19 protein-coding genes are annotated in these 20,271 nt (G+C 76.0%); 6 read left to right on the top strand and 13 right to left on the bottom strand.

The features are described 5' to 3' along the window. Window positions 1-142: 142 nt before the first annotated feature. Window positions 143-409 (bottom strand): metal-sensitive transcriptional regulator, encoded by a 267-nt coding sequence (locus tag ACH5AR_RS24060; RefSeq protein ID WP_396303545.1) that lies wholly within the window; start codon window positions 407-409, stop codon window positions 143-145. A 98-nt stretch (window positions 410-507) separates the two neighbouring features. Next, on the bottom strand, window positions 508-855 hold the full coding sequence (locus ACH5AR_RS24065; RefSeq protein ID WP_396303619.1) for a PRC-barrel domain-containing protein: 348 nt from the start codon (window positions 853-855) through the stop codon (window positions 508-510). Window positions 856-1,143: 288 nt separating this feature from the next. On the opposite strand from ACH5AR_RS24065, the gene ACH5AR_RS24070 reads away from it, so the two are divergent. Then, the gene (locus tag ACH5AR_RS24070; RefSeq protein WP_396303620.1) at window positions 1,144-1,959 is read left to right on the top strand and encodes an SAM-dependent methyltransferase; all 816 of its coding nucleotides are present in this window, start codon (window positions 1,144-1,146) and stop codon (window positions 1,957-1,959) included. A 374-nt stretch (window positions 1,960-2,333) separates the two neighbouring features. On the opposite strand, the gene ACH5AR_RS24075 is transcribed toward ACH5AR_RS24070, so the two are convergent. The 3 genes from ACH5AR_RS24075 to ACH5AR_RS24085 all read right to left on the bottom strand — a co-directional run bounded on the left by ACH5AR_RS24075 (window position 2,334) and on the right by ACH5AR_RS24085 (window position 6,759). Further along, a complete protein-coding gene (locus ACH5AR_RS24075; RefSeq protein WP_396303546.1) occupies window positions 2,334-3,011 on the bottom strand; it encodes a response regulator in 678 nt (225 codons plus the stop codon). Then, window positions 3,008-4,369, bottom strand: coding sequence for a sensor histidine kinase (locus ACH5AR_RS24080; RefSeq protein ID WP_396303547.1), 1,362 nt, complete (start codon window positions 4,367-4,369; stop codon window positions 3,008-3,010). Before ACH5AR_RS24080 ends, ACH5AR_RS24075 begins: the two co-directional genes overlap by 4 nt. Window positions 4,370-4,557: 188 nt before the next feature. Then, entirely contained in the window at window positions 4,558-6,759 is a 2,202-nt protein-coding gene (locus ACH5AR_RS24085; protein WP_396303548.1) for an MMPL family transporter, read from the bottom strand. Between the two features lie 382 nt (window positions 6,760-7,141). On the opposite strand from ACH5AR_RS24085, the gene ACH5AR_RS24090 reads away from it, so the two are divergent. From ACH5AR_RS24090 to ACH5AR_RS24100, 3 genes are read left to right on the top strand one after another with little or no spacing between them, the layout of a single operon-like run. Next, window positions 7,142-8,266: a DegT/DnrJ/EryC1/StrS family aminotransferase gene (locus tag ACH5AR_RS24090; protein WP_396303549.1), complete on the top strand. Its 1,125-nt coding sequence runs from the start codon at window positions 7,142-7,144 to the stop codon at window positions 8,264-8,266. Between the two features lie 22 nt (window positions 8,267-8,288). Then, window positions 8,289-9,233: an NAD-dependent epimerase/dehydratase family protein gene (locus ACH5AR_RS24095; protein ID WP_396303550.1), complete on the top strand. Its 945-nt coding sequence runs from the start codon at window positions 8,289-8,291 to the stop codon at window positions 9,231-9,233. 12 nt (window positions 9,234-9,245) lie between these two features. Then, window positions 9,246-10,337 carry a hypothetical protein gene (locus tag ACH5AR_RS24100; protein ID WP_396303551.1) on the top strand — a complete coding sequence of 364 codons (1,092 nt, stop codon included), beginning with the start codon at window positions 9,246-9,248 and terminating at the stop codon, window positions 10,335-10,337. A gap of 109 nt (window positions 10,338-10,446) precedes the next feature. Here ACH5AR_RS24100 and ACH5AR_RS24105 read toward each other — a convergent pair whose 3' ends face one another. The 5 genes from ACH5AR_RS24105 to ACH5AR_RS24125 form a co-directional block, all read right to left on the bottom strand. Next, window positions 10,447-11,220 (bottom strand): polysaccharide deacetylase family protein, encoded by a 774-nt coding sequence (locus ACH5AR_RS24105; protein WP_396303552.1) that lies wholly within the window; start codon window positions 11,218-11,220, stop codon window positions 10,447-10,449. Then, window positions 11,217-12,059, bottom strand: coding sequence for an SDR family NAD(P)-dependent oxidoreductase (locus ACH5AR_RS24110; protein ID WP_396303553.1), 843 nt, complete (start codon window positions 12,057-12,059; stop codon window positions 11,217-11,219). Before ACH5AR_RS24110 ends, ACH5AR_RS24105 begins: the two co-directional genes overlap by 4 nt. Window positions 12,060-12,137: 78 nt before the next feature. Continuing rightward, entirely contained in the window at window positions 12,138-13,025 is an 888-nt protein-coding gene (locus tag ACH5AR_RS24115; protein WP_396303554.1) for a hypothetical protein, read from the bottom strand. Between the two features lie 186 nt (window positions 13,026-13,211). After that, on the bottom strand, window positions 13,212-14,156 hold the full coding sequence (gene bla / locus ACH5AR_RS24120) for a class A beta-lactamase (RefSeq protein WP_396303555.1): 945 nt from the start codon (window positions 14,154-14,156) through the stop codon (window positions 13,212-13,214). Between the two features lie 132 nt (window positions 14,157-14,288). After that, on the bottom strand, window positions 14,289-15,092 hold the full coding sequence (locus tag ACH5AR_RS24125; protein ID WP_396303556.1) for an SAM-dependent methyltransferase: 804 nt from the start codon (window positions 15,090-15,092) through the stop codon (window positions 14,289-14,291). A gap of 283 nt (window positions 15,093-15,375) precedes the next feature. Here ACH5AR_RS24125 and ACH5AR_RS24130 point away from each other — a divergent pair, with 283 nt between their 5' ends. Next, window positions 15,376-15,975, top strand: a complete 600-nt coding sequence (locus ACH5AR_RS24130; RefSeq protein WP_396303557.1) for a sigma-70 family RNA polymerase sigma factor — start codon at window positions 15,376-15,378, stop codon at window positions 15,973-15,975. After that, complete coding sequence (locus ACH5AR_RS24135) at window positions 15,972-16,793, top strand: hypothetical protein (RefSeq protein WP_396303558.1); 822 nt, start codon at window positions 15,972-15,974, stop codon at window positions 16,791-16,793. The genes ACH5AR_RS24130 and ACH5AR_RS24135 overlap by 4 nt, the downstream gene beginning before the upstream one ends. A gap of 29 nt (window positions 16,794-16,822) precedes the next feature. Here ACH5AR_RS24135 and ACH5AR_RS24140 read toward each other — a convergent pair whose 3' ends face one another. The 3 genes from ACH5AR_RS24140 to ACH5AR_RS24150 all read right to left on the bottom strand — a co-directional run bounded on the left by ACH5AR_RS24140 (window position 16,823) and on the right by ACH5AR_RS24150 (window position 20,267). After that, entirely contained in the window at window positions 16,823-18,577 is a 1,755-nt protein-coding gene (locus tag ACH5AR_RS24140; protein WP_396303559.1) for a condensation domain-containing protein, read from the bottom strand. A 134-nt stretch (window positions 18,578-18,711) separates the two neighbouring features. Beyond that, a complete protein-coding gene (locus ACH5AR_RS24145) occupies window positions 18,712-19,389 on the bottom strand; it encodes a 4'-phosphopantetheinyl transferase family protein (RefSeq protein ID WP_396303560.1) in 678 nt (225 codons plus the stop codon). Then, window positions 19,386-20,267 (bottom strand): hypothetical protein, encoded by an 882-nt coding sequence (locus ACH5AR_RS24150; protein WP_396303561.1) that lies wholly within the window; start codon window positions 20,265-20,267, stop codon window positions 19,386-19,388. The genes ACH5AR_RS24145 and ACH5AR_RS24150 overlap by 4 nt, the downstream gene beginning before the upstream one ends. Between the last annotated feature and the right edge of the window lie 4 nt (window positions 20,268-20,271).

Genomic DNA, 20,271 nt, shown 5'->3' on the forward strand with positions numbered 1-20,271 from the left:
GGGGGGGGGGGGGGGGGGGGGGGCGGGGGGGGGGGGGCGGGGCGGGGGGGGGGGCGGGGGGGCGGGGGGGCGGGGCGCCCCCCGGCCCCCCCCCCCCCCCCCCCCCCCCCCCCCCCACGCTCCCGAGCCGGGGCGCCGCCGGTCAGGCGAGAGCGAGGAAGAGCTTCTCCAGCTCGGCCTCGCTCATCGGCGGGGCGTCCTCGTCGGCGGCGGCCAGGCACTGGCGCATCCCGCTTGCGACGATCTTGAAGCCCGCCCGGTCGAGCGCGCGCGAGACGGCGGCGAGCTGGGTGACCACGTCCTTGCAGTCCCGGCCCGCCTCGATCATCGCGATCACTCCGGCCAACTGGCCCTGTGCGCGGCGCAGTCGGTTCAGGACCGCGCCGACCGCCTCCTCGTCCACCTGCATGCCGGGGCCGCCTTTCACATCGACTGTCGATGGACAAGTGTACCCGGCGGGGTATCCGCTCCCGGGGCGCGAAGGCGGCCGGCCGCCCCGGGCACGGATCAGCGGCGGGCCAGGCGGCGCTCCCCGCCGGCCCCGGTCTCGTACGGGAGCTCGTAGTGCGCGAACACCGCCGGCTCCTCCTCGGCCGGCAGCACGTCGTCGGTGCCGATCGATGGAGCCTGCTTGACCTGGTTGCGGGGGTAGGCCACCCGGAGGTAGTCCGGCCCGGCCACCGCCCCGTCCAGCGGGACGAACACCAGTCGGCGCCGGCCCGCGAACCCGACGGTGACGGTGGCGAAGAACGGCTCGTCAGTGGCCGTCTCCACGTAGACCGACTCCAGCGACCCGATGCGGTGGCCCTTCTCGTCGACCACGGCGTGGTTGCGCCACTCGCGGACGTCCGCCATTGCGATGACCACGGCCCGACCTCCCGTCCCCGGCCTGTTCCACGGCTGTTCCACGGCCCGGTCTCCCATCCTGCGCCAGGAGCGCCGGGGGCGCGCGGCGAAGCCCCGGGCCGGCCCGCGGACCGAACCCTCGACCCCTGCGCGCCCGACGAAAGGGACATACGGGGGTGACCCGCCCACCCGGTACCGGGGCCTTGACCAGGGCTTTAGGCTGTGCGCCAGCAGGAGGGCGAACGGATCGCCAGTGGTGTCCGGGCAAAGGAGACGGCAGCCGTGGGATACGAGACCATGTGGGAGTCGGGAGCGGCGGGGATACCGGCCGACCTGCGGCCCGACGTGCCGCACCCGGCCCGGATGTACGACTACTACCTCGGCGGGAAGGACAACTTCCCCGCCGACCGCGCCGCCGCCGAGAAGGCGCTGGCCGCCAACCCGGAGTTCCGCTCCACCGCCCGTGCCAACCGCGGCTTCCTCACCCGGGCGGTGCGCTGCGTCGCGGGGCTCGGCATCGACCAGTTCCTCGACGTCGGCACCGGCATCCCCACCGTCGGCAACACCCATGAGGTCGCCCAGACGGCCCGGCCGGGCGCGCGGGTCGTCTACGTGGACAACGACCCGATCGTGCTCAGCCACGCCCGCGCCCTGATGGCCGGGTCGGGCCCCGGCCACACCACCGTCATCCGGGCCGACCTGCGCGAACCCGGTGCCCTGCTGGACGCCGTCCGGGCGGCGGACCTGCTCGACCTCTCCCGCCCGGTCGGGCTCGTCCTCGCCGCCGTCCTGCACTTCCTGCGCGACGAGGACCGGCCCTACCAGGCCCTCGCCACCCTGCTGGACGCCCTGCCCTCCGGCAGCCACCTGGTCCTGTCGCACGGCACCGCCGACTTCATCCCGCCCGAGATCCGCGACCGGGTCACCGGCGTCTACGACAAGGCCACCGCCCCGCTGGTCGGCCGCACCCGCGAGGAGGTCCGGGCCTTCTTTGACGGCCTCGACCTGCTCGAACCCGGTGTCACGACCGTCCCCCTCTGGCGCCCCGACACCGCCCCGGCCCCCGGCGCCGACCGCGTCAGCATGTACGGCGCGGTGGCCCGCAAGCCCTGAGGAGCCCCGGGCCGGACGGCGAGGCAGGCGGAGCCACGGACGGGCCCGTCCCGGGCTCCGGCGGGCCTGCGGCCACCGGGCTCCCCGCAGCCCGCGAGGTAGGGCAGCCCGCCCCGTAGCCGCCCGCCCACCGCGGCAGCCCCGCTCCCGACCCACGACCGCCCCACCACCCCGCAGCCGCCCCTGGGGCGTGCCAGACGCCCCAGCCCCCGACCGCTCAGACCGGACGCCCCGGCGAGCCTGCGGCCACCAAGCCCCCCCAGCCCGCGAGGTAGGGCAGCCCGCCCCGAAACTCCCCGCCCACCGCGGCAGCCCCGCTCCCGACCCACGACCGCCCCCCAGGGACGTGCCAGACGCCCCGGCCCGCCAGCCGCTCAGACCGGACGCCCCGGCGGGACCAGTCCGGTCTGGTAGGCGATGGCGACGAGCTGGGCGCGGTCGCGGGCGTCGAGCTTGGACATCGCCCGGTGGACGTGGGTGCGGACGGTGAAGGGGCTGACGAACATCCGCTCGGCGATCTCCTCGTTGGTGAGGCCGGTCGCCGCCATCGACATCACCTCGCGCTCGCGGGCGGTGAGCACGGACAGCCGCTCGCTGACGGGGACGGCGGACGCCGGTTCGGGCTGGGCCAGGAACTGGTCGATCACGGCGCGGGTGGCGGCGGGCGAGAGCAGCGCCTCGCCCGCCGCGACGGTGCGGACGGCGGCGAGCAGCTCCTTCGGGTCGGCGCCCTTGCCGAGGAAGCCGCCGGCGCCCGCGCGCAGCGCCTGGGCCACGTACTCGTCGATCTCGAAGGTGGTCAGGATCAGCACCCGGGTGCCGGCGAGCTCCTCGTCGCCGCAGATCTCGGCGGTGGCGCCGAGGCCGTCGGTACCGGGCATCCGGATGTCCATCAGCACGACGTCGGGCCTGGTGGCCCGGGCGAGTTCGACCGCCTCCCGGCCGTCGGCGGCCTCGCCGACCACCTCCATGTCCTCCTCCGCCTCGATCAGCAGGCGGAAGGCGCCGCGCAGCAGGGCCTGGTCGTCGGCGAGCAGTACCCGGATGGTCATGCGTGGTCCCTGTCCTCTCGGAGCGCGCCGCCGGCTCGGGCGGTGCCGTCCTGTGCGTCGGCTGGTGTCGGTTGGTCGGCCCGGGCGGTGCGCACGGCCCGGGCGGCGCGTGCGAGGTCGTCGGCGGTGAGGGCGCCGGCCGCCTCGGGGCCGTCGTCGGGAGCGCCGGTGCGCAGCGGCAGTTCGGCGGTGACCAGGAAGCCGCCGCCGGGCCGCCGGTCGGCGCTGAGCCGGCCGCCGACCGCGCCGGCCCGTTCGCGCATGCCGATCAGGCCGAAGCCGCTCTGGCCGGGGGCCTGCTCGGGCGGGGAGACGGCGCGGGGGCGGCCGGTCGCGGTCGGGCGGCCGTTGGCGACGCTGACCGCGACCCGGCTGCCGCGGAAGGTGAGGGTGATCTCGGCGTCGGCACCGTGGGCGTGCTTGGCCACGTTGGTCAGCGACTCCTGGACGATCCGGAAGGCGGTGAGGTCCACGCCGGGCGACAGCGGGCGGGCCTCGCCCTCGACGGTCAGCCGGACCGGCAGGCCGGCCCGTTCGAAGGTGGTGATCAGCTCGGGCAGCCGGTCGAGGCCGGGGGCGGGTTCCAGCGGGGCGGGCTCCTCGGCGCGGCGCAGCAGGCCGACGGTGGCGCGCAGTTCCTGGAGGGCCGAGCCGGTGGCGTCGGTGATGTGGTTGAGGACCTCGCGGGCCTGGACGGGGTGGCTGTCCATGAGGTGGACGGCGATGCCGGCCTGGGCGTTGGCGAGGGCGATGTGGTGGGCGACGACGTCGTGGAGGTCGCGGGCGATCCTGATCCGCTCGTCGGCGACCCGCCGGCGGGCCTCCTCCTCCCGGGTGCGCTCGGCGCGTTCGGCGCGCTCCTCGATGGCCGCGAGGTGGACGCGGCGGTTGCGGATGGAGTCGCCGAGGGCACCGGGCAGCAGGGCCCAGGTCAGGACGCTGATCCGTTCGCCGAGCGGGCCGCCGGGGCCGAGCAGCAGGGAGATCGCGGTGAGCAGGACGGCGGCGATGACCGAGGCGCGCAGGGCGGTGGCGCGGTCGGTGTGGACGGCGAGGAAGTAGAGCGCGAGCAGTAGCGGGGCGGCCAGCATCGGGGTGAGCCGCGGGCTGCTCCAGGCGAGCACCATGGTGCAGACCAGCGTGACGGCGACCACGCCGCGCGGTCGGCGGCGGTGGAAGAAGACGGAGACGGCCGCGACGAGCGCGACGAGGCAGGTCGTCGGATCGGCTTTGACGAACCGACCGGCGGTCTGGTCCGCGGTGGCGCCGAGGGCGGTGATCGCGATCAGGGCCGCGCCTCCGGCGGCGTCGAGCAGCCGGGGGTGGTCGCGGCGCAGGCGCTGCCAGGTGTCGCTCATGCTCGTGCTCTCCGGTCGGGGACGCTGGCCACGCCCGCAGCCGGGCACTCTCGGTTCGTGCGGTGCCCGGCCCCGGGCGGGGCGCGGTGGGCCGCGTCGGGGGCCTCCGCACGCGCGGTGGCCCCCGACAGCAACGGTAACGGGTGGGGCTCGAACCGGTGTCCGAGCGCTGCGGTGCCGGCCTGGCGTCAGACCGTGACCGACTCGCGGGCCGGGGCCGGCTCGGGGGCGCTGGTCACCAGCTTGCTGCCCTCGACGTCCACGTCGGGTATCAGTCGGTCGAGCCAGCGCGGCAGCCACCAGGCGTGGCGGCCGAGCAGCGCGAGGACGGCCGGGACGACGGTCATCCGGACGATGAAGGCGTCGAAGGCGACCGCCGCGGCGAGGCCCAGACCCATCATCTTGATCATCGGCTCGCTCATCCCGATGAAGCCGGCGAAGACGGCGATCATGATGAACGCGGCGGCGGTGACCACCCGGGCGTTGTGCCGGAAGCCGGTGACGATCGCCTCGCCCGGCTGCTCGCCGTGGACGTAGCCCTCGCGGATCCGGGTGACCAGGAACACCTCGTAGTCCATGGCCAGGCCGAAGACCACGCCGATCATGAAGATCGGCATCATGCTCATCACCGGGCCGGTCTGCTCCACCCCGATCAGGTCGGCCAGCCAGCCCCACTGGAAGACCGCCACCACGGCGCCGAGCGCCGCGACCACCGACAGCAGGAAGCCGAGCGCCGCCTTCAGCGGGACGAGGAGCGAGCGGAAGACCACCATCAGCAGGACGACGGCCAGGCCGACGACCACGGCGAGGTACGGCAGCAGCGCGTCGGACATCTTCTGCGAGACGTCGATGTTCATCGCCGTGGTGCCGCTGACCAGGACCGTCGCCCCGGTGGAGGACTTCAGGCCGGCCGCGTCGTGGCGGATGGCGTGCACGATGTCCTTGGTCTCGGCCTCGCTCGGGCCGGTCGACGGGACGGCGTTGAGCAGGGCCGTGTCGCCCGCCTGGTTGAACATCGGCGGTGCCACCGCGACGACGCCGGGCAGGCCGGAGACCTTCTTGGCGACCTCGTTCACGGCGGCCTTCGGGTCGGCGACGCCCTTGGCGTCCACCATGACCGTCAGCGGGCCGTTGAAACCGGGACCGAACCCCTCGGAAAGCAGGTCGTAGGCACGGCGCTGGGTGGTGGAGGTGGGCTTGGACTCGTCCCCCGGCAGGCCGAGCCGCAGGTCGAGCGCCGGGGCGGCGAGCACCCCGAGGCCGATCACACCGCCGAGCAGTACGGCGAGCGGGCGGCGCAGGATGAAGCGGGCCCAGCGGGCGCCGCCGTTCTCCTTCGCGGCCGGGGCCGCCCCGCCCCGGGCCTTGCGGACCTTGCGCGGCAGCACCTTGCGGCCGAGGAAGCCGAGCAGCGCGGGCACCAGGGTGAGGGCGACCAGCACGGCGATGACGACCGTCCCGGCGGCGGCCAGGCCCATCTTGGCCAGGATCGGGATGCCGACCACGGACAGGCCCGCCAGCGCGATCACCACGGTCAGGCCGGCGAAGACCACCGCGGACCCGGCGGTGCCGACGGCCCGGCCCGCCGCCTCCTGGGGCGTGCGGCCCTCGGCGAGCTCGGCACGGTAGCGGGAGACGATGAACACCGCGTAGTCGATGCCGACCGCGAGGCCCAGCATCATCGCGAGGGTCCCGGTGGTGGTGGAGAGCCCGAGCGTGCTGCCGAGCGCGGTGATCAGCGCCATGCCGAGGCCGACGCCGATGACCGCGGTGAGCAGCGGCAGGCCGGCCGCGAGCAGCGAGCCGAAGGTGATCACCAGCACGACGGCGGACAGCGCCATGCCGATCGCCTCGCTGCTGCCGCCGGCCTCGGGCTTGGCCATCAGCGCGGTGCCGCCGATCTCGACCTTGAGCCCGGCGTCCCGGCCGTGCTGGGCGGCCTGCTCCAGGGTGTCGGTGGCGGCCTTGGAGACCTCGCCGGCCTTGGCGGAGTACGTCACCGTGGCGTAGGCGGTGGTGCCGTCCGTGGAGACGGCGCCCTGCATCTTGAACGGGTCCACCGCGGCGGTGACCTGCTCGGAGCCGGCGACCTCGTCGACCGTCCGCTGGACCGCCTGCTGGTTGGGCGCGGCGGTGATCTTCTGGCCGGAGGGGGCGACGAACACCAGGCGCGCCGAGGCCCCGTCGGCGTGGCCGCCGGGGAAGCGCTCGTTCATCAGGTCGAACGCCTTCTGCGCTTCCGTGCCGGGCATCGCGAAGCCGTCGTCGGGGGCGGCGGGCGCCTTGGCCGCCAGGACTCCGACGGCCGCCAGCACGGCGACCCAGAGGAAGGTCACCAGCCGGCGCCGGACGAAGGCCCATCGGCCCAGGCGGTAGAGGAACGTGGCCACGGGAGAGTGGACTCCTTCGGATGCGGTTCTCGGAACACGGGACGCGCCGCGGCCGCCCCGTACGTCCTGGTGGACGCGGTCCGCCGCAGCATGACCCATCCTTGATCGCCGACCCCTGCTCCGTCGTCATCCGTGCGCAGGCCGTTTGCGTACTGCGGACGCAGTAGTGCCCTCCCCCGCACGGAGGAGCGCACGCCCTGCACCCGAAGTAGGCCCCGGACCTGCGGCGGAGCCCGTTCCGGTCACCCGCGCGGGCGGCGACGGCGGGCCGAGGGCCGGTGGGCGAAGTAGCGTGATGTGCCTGACCCGTCCGCTGACGTGCGGTTCGGGAGGATCCGACCCGATCGGTGCTGCTTTCGCAGCCCGCCGCCGGAGGTGCCCCATGGGCGTTCCAGCCGCCCGCATCGTGTTCGACGAGAGCGACCGCGCGGCCGTCGCCGAGGCGGTGACCGAGATGCTCACCACCGGCGCGCTGACCCTCGGCCCGTGGACCGAGCGCTTCGAGCAGGCCTTCGCCGCCGAGCACGGCGCCTCGCACGCCGTCGCGGTGAGCAGCGGCACCGCGGCGCTGGAGGTGATCCTGCGCGCCGTCGACGTCCGGGGCCGCGACGTGGTCGTCCCCGCCGTCACCTTCTACGCCACCGCCGGCGCGGTGGTGCACGCGGGCGGCCGTCCGGTCTTCGCCGACGTCGACCCGGCCACCCTCGCGCTCTCCCCCGAGACCCTGGAGGCGGCGCTCACCCCCGACACCGCCGCCGTCGTCCTGGTGCACATCGGCGGGCTGGTCACCCCGCAGGTCGACGCGTTGCGCGCGGTGTGCGACCGGCACGGCGTCCCGCTGGTCGAGGACGCGGCGCACGCCCACGGCAGCAGCTTCGACGGGCGCGCCGCCGGGACCTTCGGCCTGGCCGGGGCGTTCTCCTTCTACCCGACGAAGGTCACCACCAGCGGCGAGGGCGGGATGGTCCTCACCGAGTCGCCGGAGCTGCGCGACGAGGCCCGGATCCACCGCGACCAGGGCAAGGGCTCCTTCACCACCAACCACCACGTGCGGCTCGGCTACTCCTGGCGGATGAGCGAGCCGCACGCCGCGATCGGCACGGTGCACCTGCGCCGGCTGAAGGAGTTCATCGAGACCCGCCGGGCCGTCGCCCGCCGTTACGACGCGGCGCTGGCCGGGCTGGCCGGCCTCGACCCGGTGCCGGAGCCGCCCGGCTGCCGCGGCAACTACTACAAGTACGTGGCCCTGCTGCCGTCCGGGGTGGACCGTGCGGAGTTCAAGCGGGCGGTGGCCGAGGAGCACGGGGTCCGGCTGTCCGGCGAGGTCTACGACCTGCCGCTGCACCTCCAGCCGGTGCTCGCCCCGTACCGGCGCGGCCCGCTGCCGGTGGCCGAGGACGTCTGTGCCCGGCAGGTCTGCCTGCCGGTGCACTCCGACATGACCGAGGACGAGACGGAGCAGGTGGTCGACGCCGTCTGCGCGGTGTACCGGCGCCTGGCCGGGTAGCCGGAGCGAAGGGAGCAAGATCGTGCGGATAGCCGTCACCGGAGGCTGCGGGTTCATCGGCTCACACGTGGTGGACCACCTGATCGCGGCCGGCCACGAGGTCCTCGCGGTGGACACCACCGACAAGTACCTCAACCCGGACGCCGAGCACGCGCGGCTCGACGTCCTCGACCTCAAGGCCCTCACCGCGGCGCTGGCGGGCAGCGAGGTGGTCTACCACCTGGCCGCCATGGCCGACGTCGAGCGGGTCAGCGCCGACCCCGTCCGCGCGGTGCGGACCAACATCGACGGCACCGAGGCCGTCCTGGAGGCCGCCCGGCGCAGCGGTCTGAGCCGGACGGTGCTGGCGAGCACCGTCTGGGTCTACGGGGCCGCCCTCGCCGACGAGCAGCTCGACGGCGGGGAGCAGGAGCTGGACGAGCACGTGCCGATCGAGCTGGAGCACAGCGGCCACCTGTACGTGGCCACCAAGCTGGCCGCCGAGATGCTGGTGCACAGCTACCGCGAGCTCTACGGGCAGCACTTCACCATCCTGCGCTACGGCATCCCCTACGGCCCCCGGATGCGCGACGAGCTGGTCGTCGCCCGGTTCGTCCAGGCAGCGCTGGCCGGCCGGCCGATCACCATCGCCGGGGACGGCCGGCAGAGCCGCAACTTCGTCTACGTGGAGGACCTCGCCGACGCCCACGTCCGGGCGCTCTCCCCCGCCGCCGAGGACCAGACCTTCGCCCTGGAGGGCTCGACGGCCGTCTCGGTGCGGGACATCGCCGACACCGTGGACGGACTGCTGGGGCCCGTCACCATCGAGCACGTCGACGGCCGGAAGGCCGACTACGCGGGCCGGCGGATCTCCTCGGCGCAGGCCAAGCGGCTGCTGGGCTGGTCTCCGAGCACCACTTTCACCGACGGCGTGCGGCGGTACGCGGACTGGTACCGGGCCTCCGTCGGCTCGGCGTCCGGCGCCTGACGGGGCCGCCCGATGCCGCACGCCCTGCTGGTCTCCGGCTCGCTCGGGCAGGGCCACGACGTGATGGCGCAGGCCTGCGCGGACACCCTGCACGAGCGCGGCTGGACCACCCGCACCGTCGACGCGATGGCCCTGCTCGGGCAGCGCTCGGGCGCGGCCGGGGAGGCGGTGTTCCGCCGGCTGCTCGACCTGCCCGGGGTGTACGACGCCTTCCACTTCTCTGCGCTGCGGCCGGGCGCCCGGCTCGCGCTGGCGGCCGACGCGGCGGCCCGCGGCCGGCTGGTCCCGGCGCTGCGGGAGCTGATCGCGGCGCAGCGGCCGCAGCTGGTGGTCTCGGTGTTCGCCACCGCGACCTCCGCCGTCGACCGGCTGCTGCGGCAGGCGCCGGAACGGGCGTTCCGGCACTTCGTGTTCTGCACCGACGTGACGCCGCACCGGCTCTGGGTGCAGGAGCGGACGGACCTGTTCCTGGTCACCTCGGAGGTCGCCGCCTGCGCGGTGCGGCGGTACCGCCCGGACGCCGACGTCGTCGTGGTGCCGGCACCGCTGCGGCAGCCGTTCTACCGGCCGCCGGACCGGGCCGCGGCGCGCGCGGAGCTGGGCGTGCCGGGCGGCGCGGCGTGCGTGCTGCTGATGTCGGGCTCCTGGGGGCTCGGTCCGCTCGCCCGCACCGCCGCCTCACTGGCCGCCGCCGGGCCGCACGTGCTGGCGGTGGCGGGGCGCAACCGGGAGCTGGAGCGCCGGCTGCGGGCCGCCGCGCGCCGGGAGCCCCGGCTGCACCCCTTCGGCTACACCGACCGCGTCCCCGCCCTGATGGCCGCCGCCGACCTGGTGGTGACTGCCTCCGGCGACACCTGCAGCGAGGCCCGGGCGCTGGGCCGGCGGCTGCTGCTCCTCGACGTGGTGCAGGGGCACGGGCGCGACAACCTCCAGCACGAGCTGGAGCTCGGCCACGCCGACGTCGCCACCGCCCGTCCGCAGGAGGTGGTCCGCAACGCCCTGGCCGCCCTCGGCCGCCCCGAGCCGCCGCCGAGCCCCGGCGCCACGCCGGAGGCCTGGCGGGCGGGGTTCGGGGCGGCGCTGGGCCGGGTGGGGCTGGGGTAGCCGCCGGCCCGGCCCGGAGTCCTCCGCGGCGGGCGCGTCGGCGCACGGCCTTGCGGGCACCGGCCCCGCAGCGACTCCCGCGGGGCGGGGCCCCGCGACGACCGGTCCGTCAGCGCGGGCGGCTCCCGCCGCCGGGGGGCGGGGGTACCCGGTGGTCGCGGAGGGGGCCGAGGGTGAGGTGGTGGGTGCGGCAGTGGGCGGCGATCAGGGGGAGGGCGGCGAGGGTGGCGCGCCAGGAGCCGGGGGCGGAGGTGCAGTCGGAGTCGTGCAGCAGGAGGGTGGCGCCGCCGGTGAGGCCGGGGCGGGCGGTGGCGTAGACGGACTCGCCGGTGGCCTCCGCCGTCCAGTCGCGGCCCCAGGCGGTCCACAGCACGCTGCGCAGGCCGAGCCGGCGGGCGGCCAGCGCCGGGCCGGCCGTCAGGACCCCGTAGGGCGGGCGGTACCAGAGCGGGCGGGCCCCGCAGAGGTCGGTCACGGCGCGGGCGGCGCGGCGCAGTTCGCGCAGGTCGCGGACGGGGGCCGGGTACCACTGCGGCCGGTGGTGCCAGCCGTGGACGGCCACTTCGTGGCCGCGCAGCACCAGCTCCCGGCCGAGCTCGGGGGCGCGTTCCAGCATCGAGCCGAGCAGGAAGAAGGTGGCGCGGGCGCCGATTCCGTCCAGCGCGTCGAGGACCTGCGGGGTGCTGCGCGGGTCGGGGCCGTCGTCGAAGGTGAGGGCGACGTGGCCCGGTGCGGTGCCGTGGCCTGCGGTGCGGCGGGCCAGGGTGCGGCGCAGCGGCGGGAGCCGGACGGCGGCCGGGGCCAGGTGCAGGAACTCGGTGGCCGCGGCGAGGGCGAGGGCCGTGGCGGCGAGGCGGCCCGGCCGCCCGGGGGCGGCGCTCACCCGAACCGCGAGGCCATCCGGCGGAACACGCCCGGGGCGACGCCGTGGATGCGCGCGGGGAAGCCGAGCCAGTGCGGGACGTAGAGCCGGTCACGCCCGGTGGTGATGGTCGCCACCACCACGTCCGCGACCCGCTCGGCCGGCACCGGACGCGGCCGCCCGCGCTGGTACGGGGTGCCGCGCCGGTCGAAGAAGGGGGTGTCCACCGCCCCCGGGAGCACCAGGCGCACCCCCACCCCGGTGCCGCGCAGCTCGTACCAGAGGCTCTCCGCGAACATCGTCAGCCCGCCCTTGGTGGCGGCGTACCCGGACTCGTCGCGCACGCCGACCTGGCCGGCCATCGAGCCGAGCAGCACGATCCGGCCGCGGCGGCGCTCCAGCATCCCGGGCAGGAGCAGGCGGACCAGGCGCAGCGGCGCCGCGAGGTTGACCTCGATCATCCGGTCCAGGACGTCGGAGGGCGTCTGCGCGTACGGGCCGCGGAAGCCCAGGCCGGCGCTGGCGATCAGGGCGTCCACCCGGCCGGCGTCGGCCAGGGCGGCCTCGGCGAGGCGGGCCGGGCCGTCCGGCTTGCTCAGGTCCTCGGGCAGGGCGCGGCCGCCGGTGCGGTCGGCGAGTTCGTCGAGGCGGGCGCGGTCGGTGCCGGAGAGCAGGGTGTGCCAGCCGGCGTCGGCCAGGCGGGTGGCGGTGGCGCGGCCGATCCCGGAGGAGGCCCCGGTGATCAGCGCGACGGGGCGGTCGGTCGGGGGTGCCGGGGCCGTCGGGTCCGCGGGCTCCGTAGGGTCGGTGACGACCTTCGGGTCCGACCGCCGGGGTCGGGGGTGGGGCTCCTCCGCCATCGGGCACCTGCCGCTCTGTGACCGTCTCGCCGTCCGTTTTGTCCGGCAAGTCACCTTCGCACGGCGGCGCCGTCCGGGCTACCGGGGCGGGGCGGCGGCCGGTGCCTCGGCGTCCCGGCGCGGGGCGGAGGCCTCGGCGGACCCGCCCTCCGGCTCACCGAAGCGGGAGAGCAGGAAGGTGCCGCCCACGGCCACCGCGAAGCCCGTCAGCGCGCACCACTCGAAGCCGGGGCGCGCGGCGTCCCCGAGCGCCGTCACCCCGACCAGGGCGGGGCCGAAGGTCTCGGCCACCGTCCCGGCGGCGGTCGCCGCCGTCACCGTGCCGCGCTGCAGGGCCAGGGCGTAGGCGAGGTAGCCGCCGAGCCCCCCGACGACGAGGGCGTAGGCGGCCGGGTCGGTGAGCGCGGTGACCGGGCCGGAGACGTCCAGGACCCGCACGGCCAGGCTGGTCACGCCGAAGCCGATCCCGGCCAGCAGCCCCAGGCCGGCCGCGGCCGCGTTGCCCTGCCGCCGTACCAGCGCCAGGGTGGCGAGCAGCATGACGGCGGTGGTGGCGAGCAGCGCCCAGTGGAAGGCGGGCGCGGCGTGGTCGCGGCCCGAGTGGCCGGAGCCCAGCGCCAGCAGGGTCAGCCCGACGACCACCGCGAGGACGCCCGCGAGGTCGCCCCGGCGCAGCCGCGCGCCCAGCAGCCGGACGGCCGCCACAGCGGTGACGGCCAAGCTGGCGTTGGTGACGGCCTGGACGAGGAAGAGCGGCAGGGTGCGCAGGGCGACGATGCTCAGCACGAAGCCGAGGATGTCCAGCAGGGTGCCGAGGATGAACTGCCAGGACCGCACCAGCGCGGCCAGCAGACCGGCCCGGACCCGGTCCGCGCGCGGCGCCGACCGCGCGCCGCGCGCCTGGAAGACCGCCCCGAAGCCGAAGCAGACGGTCGCGACCAGGGCGGTGGTGAGTCCCAGCAGCATGCCTCTCCCAGCCTCGCGGGGCAGCGTCGATCCACCACCAGTCTGGGCCCGGGCGGACGGCGGCGCACGGGTGGGACGACTGGAACGGGTGGGAGGAGTGGGAGGCGTGGGGTGGGGCCGGGCGGTGGGGTCCGGATCCGGGATCCGGGCCCCGCCGCCCGGCGAAGGGCTCGCGCCGGGCCCGCCCTACCCGAGCGCGGAGGCGAGCACCGCGGCGGTGCGGGCGACCAGCGGCTCGTCCATGGCCGCCGCCTCGTCGGCCGGCTTGGTGGCCAGCACCGCGAGGAGGACGGGGGCGCCGCCCGGCGTCCAGGCGATGCCGACGTCGTTGGTGGTGCCGTGGCGGCCGGTGCCGGTCTTGTCGGCGACGGCCCAGTCCGCCGGGAGGCCCTCGCGGAAGCGGTGGAGGCTGGTGGTGTTGGCCCGCAGCCAGCCGGCGATCAGCTCCCGCTTGGCCGGCGGCAGGGCGCTGCCGAGCGCGAGCCGGTCATAGGTGCGGGCGATGGCGTACGGGGTGGTGGTGTCGGTGCGGCGGTCGGGCTCGGCGGAGTTGAGCTCGGGCTCCCAGCGGTCCAGGCGGGTGACGCGGTCGCCGATCGATCGGGCGAAGCGGGTGACGGCCGTCGGCCCGCCGAGTTCGCGGAGCAGCAGGTTGGCCGCGGTGTTGTCGCTGTAGGAGATGGCGGCGCCGCACAGTTCGGCGACGGTCATGCCGTTCGCCAGGTTCGCCGGCTCGCTCGTGATCCGCCCGCCCTCGGCGCGGGCCAGGTCCTCCGCGGTGTAGTGGATCCTCCGGGCGAGGAACTCGCCGTCCCGGTCGAGGTCGCGCAGGACGGCGCCGACGGCGACGGTCTTGAACACCGAGCACATCGGGAACAGCTCGCCGGCCCGGTACCGGACCGTCCGGCCGGTGGCCAGGTTGCGACCGTACACGCCGAGGCGGGCGGCGTGCTCCCGTTCGAGGGCGGCGAGGGCCTGCTGGAGGCCCGGACCGCCGGCGGAGCCGTCCGCTGGCGCCGCGAGGGCCGGACCGCCGGTGGCGGCAAGAGCCGTTCCGAGCCCGAGCCCGAGGCCGAGGACGGTGCGGCGGGTGGGGCGGGTGTGGCGGGCTTCCGAGGACTGCGGGTGCATGTTCCCCCTCCGGTAGGACGTCGCGGCGCGAGCCGCCTTCTCCACCGGCAGGACGCGGTGCGGCTGGGGATGGTTCGTCAGCGGTGCGCACCGGTGGCCGAGGGGCGTCGGAGGGGCGCCGGGCGGCGGCCGTCACGGCCGGACGGCGACCCCCGCGTAGAGCGAGACCTCCTCGGTGGCCACCGGGGCCGCTCCGGGCGTCGGGCGCCACTGCGCGATGGGGACGATCCCCGGGTCGAGCAGGGTCCAGCCGTCGAAGAAGCGGGCGATCTGCGAGCGGGTGCGGGCCTGGGCCGCGGTGCCGGCGGCTTCGTAGATCCTGGTCAGCCTGGCGATGTCCTCGGGCGCGAACTCGGGGCTGACGTGGGTGAGCACCAGGGCGCTGCCGGGGACGAGGGCCGCCTTGAGGTGCTCCACCAGCTCGTACGCGCCATGGGTGTCGGGCACGAAGTGGAGCAGGGCGTTGAGGGAGAGCACCACCGGTCGGGACAGGTCGAGGGCCTCCCGCAGTCCGGGGGCCGCGAGCAGCCGGGCCGGGTCGGTGGCATCGGCCTCGACGTACGCGGTGCGTCCCTCGGGGGTGCCGGTGAGCAGGGCCTGGGCGTGCGACAGCACGATCGGGTCGTTGTCGGCGTAGACCACCCGGGCGCTCGGCCGCACGCCCTGGGCGACCTCGTGGAGGTTGGGCGAGGTGGGGATGCCGGTGCCGATGTCGAGGAACTGGTCGAAGCCCAGTTCGGCGAGCGCCCTGGTCGAGCGCTGCATGAAGGCGCGGTTGACGCGGGCGGCGGCCCGCAGCCAGGGCGCGACGGCGAGGGCGTGCCCGGCGGCTTCGCGGTCGGCGGCGAAGTTGGTGAAGCCGCCGAGGAAGTAGTCGTACATCCGGGCCGAGTGCGGGACGTTGAGCCGCAGGTCCACTCCGTCGTAGCGACCCATCGCACTCCCCCGGCTCGCGTCCTGTTCGATCCTCTCCGCCCCACCATAGGCGCGGACGGGTGCCTTCCGAACGGTTTCCGAGCATTCCGGCCAATCACCGGTTTGCATGAGATGACAATCTGTATTCGGATTGCAGCCTGGAGTGACAGGGCTGATGGAATGAGGATGGGCGCGGACAGCCCGACCCTCGGGTGGCCCGGTGCGCAGCCGACGGCCACGGAAAGCAGGCTCGATGACGATCGACAGGGGTGTCCCGGCGCATGGGCACCGGGGCGGAACGGCCGTGGCGCACCACCGCGGGACGGCGGCCGAGCCGAGGGCCGACGCCGCCTCCGGACTCCGAGCCGACCCCGAACTTCGCCTGGGCCTCCCCTATGCGGCCTTCTGCGAGACGCATGAACCCGCCTGGCGCGCCCTCGCGTTGACCCGGATAGGCAACCAGGCCGACGCGGCGCTGGTGGTCGCGGCGGTGAAGGCCGACCTGGCCCGCTGCTGGCCCCAGGTGCTGCGGTTCGAGGAACCGGCCGCGTACGCCTGGCGGTTGGCCAACCGGCACGTCTCGGACTGGGTGGCCGCCGAGGAGCCGGTGGAGGTGGAGGCGGTCACCTTCGCGGCGGTGATCGGCGCCTTCAAGCAGGTGGCGAAGGGGCTGCTGCACAGCGAGGCCGACGAGGTACGGCTGTACGCGGCGATCCTCGAACTCCCGGACCGCCAGCGGGACGTGGTGATCCTGCGCTACCTGCTCGGGCTGCACGTCAAGGTGATCGCGGCGTACCTGGGGCGGCCGGTGGCGACGGTGCACTCCAACCTGCGGCACGCCCGGGAGCGACTGGCCCGCCGGCTCGGGGTGGGCGAACTCCCGGACCGGGAAGGGGATCTGTGACACGGATACCGCAGGAGCGGTGCCCGGAGGAGACCGATCGGGCGGAGGGCGGGCGCACGGTGTTCCGCGTCCCCCGCCCGCAGCGCGCCAACGCGGAGCGGATCGCCGCCGTGCGCCGGGCGCGGCTGACGGCCGCACCCGTCCACCTGCCCTCGGAGCACGAGCAGGCCGCCTTCGAACTCGGCCTGGTGGTGGCCCTGGTGCTGGGAGCGCCGGACGCCTCGCACGGACTCGACCTGCTGGTCAACGCGCGCCGGATCCAGCCGGAGGGAGCCGAGGTGTTCGGCGCGCTGCTGTACGCCACCGGCAGGGAGGAGGGCGCCGAGTTCTGGTGGCGCTTCGCGGCCGGCTCGGGCAGCGGGACGGCCGCGTACTGCCTGCACCTGCACCATCTGATGCTCGGCGAGACCGACGACGCCGACTACTGGCGGGCCTGGTCGGACCAGCTCGCCACGGCGCGACGCCCGCCCGGCCCGCGGGCGTTGCGGATGGACCGGCCGCTGCTGCCGGACGACGTACGGCGCGACATCCTCTCGCGGGTGCACCGGGGGCTGGCTCCCCAGCTGCCGCCCGCACTGGTCGCGGTGATCGACCGCCTGCCGGTGCAGGACGGCGACGACGAGGAGGTGCCCAGCCCCTGGGGGCTCACCTCGGGGGCGACCTCCGCCTGTTCCTGGCAGACCTGTTCCCAGGAGGTCCGGGAGAGGCGAGCGGGGTGGGAGGAGCGAGCGGACCGGGAGGTGCCAGGGGGCCGGGAGGGCCGGGACCGCGGCCTCTCCCGGGAGCCGCCGGACGGTCGGGGCGACCCGTGGGGGTGAGCACCGCACGGTCCGTCGTGATCATCCCTTCAGGTGAGCGCGGACAGCCGGGCCACGACGGCCGGATCGCGCCCGTCCCCGGCCGCGCTCCGCTCCCCGGCCGGGGTGGCGTGCCGGACGGTGTAGTGGTGCGGCGCCATCGCGGTGTCGCGCCCGGGCAGCGCCGCGATCACCGCGCGATGGGCCTCGGCCGGGCCGAACCCCGGGTCGTCGCAGGACAGCTCGACCGCCAACCGGCCGTCGCGCACGGACAGTTCGTGGTCGCCCAGGGCGGCCTGCAGCAGCCTCCGGACGGCCGCGAGGTCGATCCGGGCACCGTCGACCAGCCGCCAGTCGCCCTCGCGCCCGCCGTCCGGCGGGCCGAGCCCGGCGGGCAGACCGGACAGCGGCACCGGGCCGTCGGCCGCGGCCGCGAGCAGGGCCGGCAGGGCCCGGGCGAAGCCCTCGGTCTCCTCGGGGTCGAGCACCTGGGGGCAGGCGACCAGCACGAAGTCGAGGCTGTCGGTGATCCGCAGGACGGTGAGCATCAGCCGGACCGGCAGCGGCGGGGCGGGCAGCGCGGTGAGTTCGGGGTCGAGGGCCGGGGCCGGCCGGACGTCGGCGACGACGGCCGGGACGGTGAGGCTCAGGTCGTTGACGACCACCTGGCGGGAGAACCGGGAGCCGCGCACGTGGGCGGCGTCGTCCACGAGCTGCCAGACCCGCTGGGCGTCCAGGGTGCTGTGCCAGTAGGCGCTCAGCGAGGCCGACTTGGCGCGGCCGATCAGCTGGTCGAGGTCGGCCGTGCCGGTGTCCAGCAGGATCAGCGCGTCCTGGGCGAGGGTGCCCACGTGGTCGAACAGGGCGGCCCGTTGGCGGTTGGCGGAGAGCGCCGACAGCACCAGCTCGGGCCGCCCCGAGCGGTGGGCGACCAGCGCGGCGAAGGCGGCGAGCAGGACGACCGAGGGGCTGGCCCCGGTGCGCCGGCAGACGGCGGCCAGGTGCTCCGCGGCGGATCGCGAGCGCACCAGCAGGGCACTGTGGTCGCGGGGCGGGCCGGTGATCCGCGCGTCGGCGAAGACGACCTGCGGGCCGGTGGTGAGGATCCGGGCCCAGTGCCGCAGCGCGGCCGCGGCCCTGCGGCGGCCCTGGACGCCCTGCTCCGCGACGGCCACCCGGAGCGGGGTCAGGGCGGTGACCGGCGGCAGCTCCTTCCCGGCGGCGAGGGCGTACCAGTCCTGGATCAGCACCGCGGTGGCGCCGCCGTCGGCGCCCGCATGGCAGACCACCGCGACCAGCCGCAGCAGCCGCTCGCCGTCCGCGACCATGGTGAACCGGGCCCGCGGCGGGGCGTCCAGAGGCACCGGAAGGGCGACGTCGGTACGCCCCAGGTCGGCTGCCAGCGCGTCCAGTTCCTCCGCGGACCGGCCGCTCGCCTGGACCACGGTGACGGCGAACCGGCCGTGGCCGTGCACCACCTGGCGGTCCGGGAACCCGTCCGGGCCGGGGCCCGCCGGGAAGGACGTCCGCAGGGACTCGTGGCGTTCCACCAGCAGCCGCAGTGCGACCAGCCCCGAAGGGACCGAGACGCCGTCCGGCACCGGCCAGACGGACTCCCGGTTGATCCGCTCGGGCGCGTCGCCCCGGATGCAGAGGACCATGTTGGCCTGGCCCCGGGTGAGCGGGCCGGACCCACCACTTCCGGCGGCGTACCGGACGGTGATCCGCCGGGTGGTCGGTTCGGTGCCGCACGGCGTCGCGCCGGGTGACGCCGGATCGTGCGGTGGGGTGGCGTGCGGAGTCACGTCGTACGCGCCTTTCGGCTTGCCGGGGAAGGGGCGGAGACCTCCGGGAAGGGCTCGGCGGGGGGTGTGACCGGGACGCTACCAGCGCCCTCGCGATCTGGTCCAGACCACATTGCCTATAGCTGGATGGACCGTCAACTCACCGACCATTGGCCATAGTTGACGTGTACCGGCGATTCGCCGAGGGTGGCGACGGCAGCCCGGAACGGCCCCGGGACGGAGGCGTCGCAGAGCCGGGCCGGGCCCGGCCCGAGCCCGCCGGGATCGGCGACCGCCACCGGTGCCGGGCCGCCCACGGACAGGCCGAAGGACTGCACGAGCCGCCCGCCGTACGCCTTGACGCAGGCCTCGCGACGGCACCACAGGGTGGTGAACCGTGCCGCCCGCTCGGCCGGATCCACGGGCTCGGCCACGAATCGCGCCTCCTCGGACGGGAACCAGCGGGCGGCCATCCGCTCGGCCGTCCGGGGTGCGGGGAGCCGCTCGACGTCGACGCCGACCGCCCGCCCCTCGGCCATGACCAGCAGCGCGAGCGCCTCCGAGGCCGACCAGTTGACCCGCAGGCCGCCGGCCCGCAGGGGTTCGGGCTTGCCGTGCGGGCCGTACCGCCAGCACAGCCCGGCGGGTTGCACTCCGAGCCGGGCGGCGACCAACTGCCGGACGGCGCCGCGGACCACCGTGAAGCGCTCACGCGCCCCGGGGGCCAACCGCGCCGCCCGGGCCCGTTCGCCCGGATCCAGCAGTGGCCACAACTCGTCGAAGACGCACGCTGGTTGACGCGTATCGATCAGCCAGAGCCCGACCGCCGTCACGGCAGGGCCAGCGTGCTGAGCACGCCGAGCCGCCGGTCGTACCCGGCCAGCAACGCGGGGCGGCCCTCCGCCCGCCAGCGCGGGAGGTGCTCGGCCAACTCCGCCCAGAGCCCGGTGAACGGCTGGGCCGGTGCGGACGCCCCGGCGCCGGGACGGGCGGTGCGGTCCGCGCCGGAACCGGTGCCGTGCCCGGGCCCGGAACCGGTGCCGCGCCCGGGCCCGGAGCCGAGGCCGCTCCCGGAGCCGAGGCCGGGCCCGAGCAGGAGCGCCGCCCGGGGCCCGAGCCCCTCGGCCTCGGCGCGGACCGCCTCCGCCGGGCAGGCCGCGCCCCGGGCCTGCCGGACGGCCAGGCCCTCACCGGGCGCCTCCTCGCAGACCAGCACCACCACCGCGTGCCGCTCCGGCAACGGCACCGGACCGGGGGGTTCGTAGTGCAGCGCGGTCTGTTCGGCCAGTACCACCACGGCGCGGCGGCAGGTGCCGGTGCGCTGGTGGGCGGCGGCCAGCCGCAGGGCGGTGAAGGCCGCCGCACCGCCCTGGTCGCAGACCGCGAAGGCGAGCGGGCTCCCCGGGACGGAGCGGCTGAGCGCCAGCGAGGACGGCGCACCGGGCCGGACGTCCGGGGTGTCGAAGGCCAGGATCAGCAGGTCCGCCGGCTCGTCCTCGGCCAGCGCCTCGCGCAGCGGTCCGACGGCCAGCTCCTCGTAGGAGTGGCCGACGCCCTCGGCCAGCAGGTCCTCGCGCAGCGGCAGGCCGTGCGGGCGGACGAGGTCGGAGACGAAGACCCGCAGATCCGGGTCGAGCGAGGTCTCCGAGCGGCCGTCGAAGCGGCGGGCGAGCGCCCGGGTGATCCGCAGGCCGGTGGGGCCGGGGGCCACCCGG

Source organism: Kitasatospora sp. NPDC018619 (genome assembly GCF_044391605.1).
Classification (GTDB): Bacteria; Actinomycetota; Actinomycetes; order Streptomycetales; family Streptomycetaceae; genus Kitasatospora.

Bases quoted from the DNA above. Each gene is read 5' to 3' on its own strand.
- ACH5AR_RS24060 (WP_396303545.1), bottom strand. From the start codon at position 409: ATGCAGGTGGACGAGGAGGCGGTCGGCGCGGTCCTGAACCGACTGCGC.
- ACH5AR_RS24065 (WP_396303619.1), bottom strand. From the start codon at position 855: ATGGCGGACGTCCGCGAGTGGCGCAACCACGCCGTGGTCGACGAGAAG.
- ACH5AR_RS24070 (WP_396303620.1), top strand. From the start codon at position 1,144: ATGTGGGAGTCGGGAGCGGCGGGGATACCGGCCGACCTGCGGCCCGAC.
- ACH5AR_RS24075 (WP_396303546.1), bottom strand. From the start codon at position 3,011: ATGACCATCCGGGTACTGCTCGCCGACGACCAGGCCCTGCTGCGCGGC.
- ACH5AR_RS24080 (WP_396303547.1), bottom strand. From the start codon at position 4,369: ATGAGCGACACCTGGCAGCGCCTGCGCCGCGACCACCCCCGGCTGCTC.
- ACH5AR_RS24090 (WP_396303549.1), top strand. From the start codon at position 7,142: ATGGGCGTTCCAGCCGCCCGCATCGTGTTCGACGAGAGCGACCGCGCG.
- ACH5AR_RS24100 (WP_396303551.1), top strand. From the start codon at position 9,246: ATGCCGCACGCCCTGCTGGTCTCCGGCTCGCTCGGGCAGGGCCACGAC.
- ACH5AR_RS24110 (WP_396303553.1), bottom strand. From the start codon at position 12,059: ATGGCGGAGGAGCCCCACCCCCGACCCCGGCGGTCGGACCCGAAGGTC.
- ACH5AR_RS24115 (WP_396303554.1), bottom strand. From the start codon at position 13,025: ATGCTGCTGGGACTCACCACCGCCCTGGTCGCGACCGTCTGCTTCGGC.
- bla (WP_396303555.1), bottom strand. From the start codon at position 14,156: ATGCACCCGCAGTCCTCGGAAGCCCGCCACACCCGCCCCACCCGCCGC.
- ACH5AR_RS24125 (WP_396303556.1), bottom strand. From the start codon at position 15,092: ATGGGTCGCTACGACGGAGTGGACCTGCGGCTCAACGTCCCGCACTCG.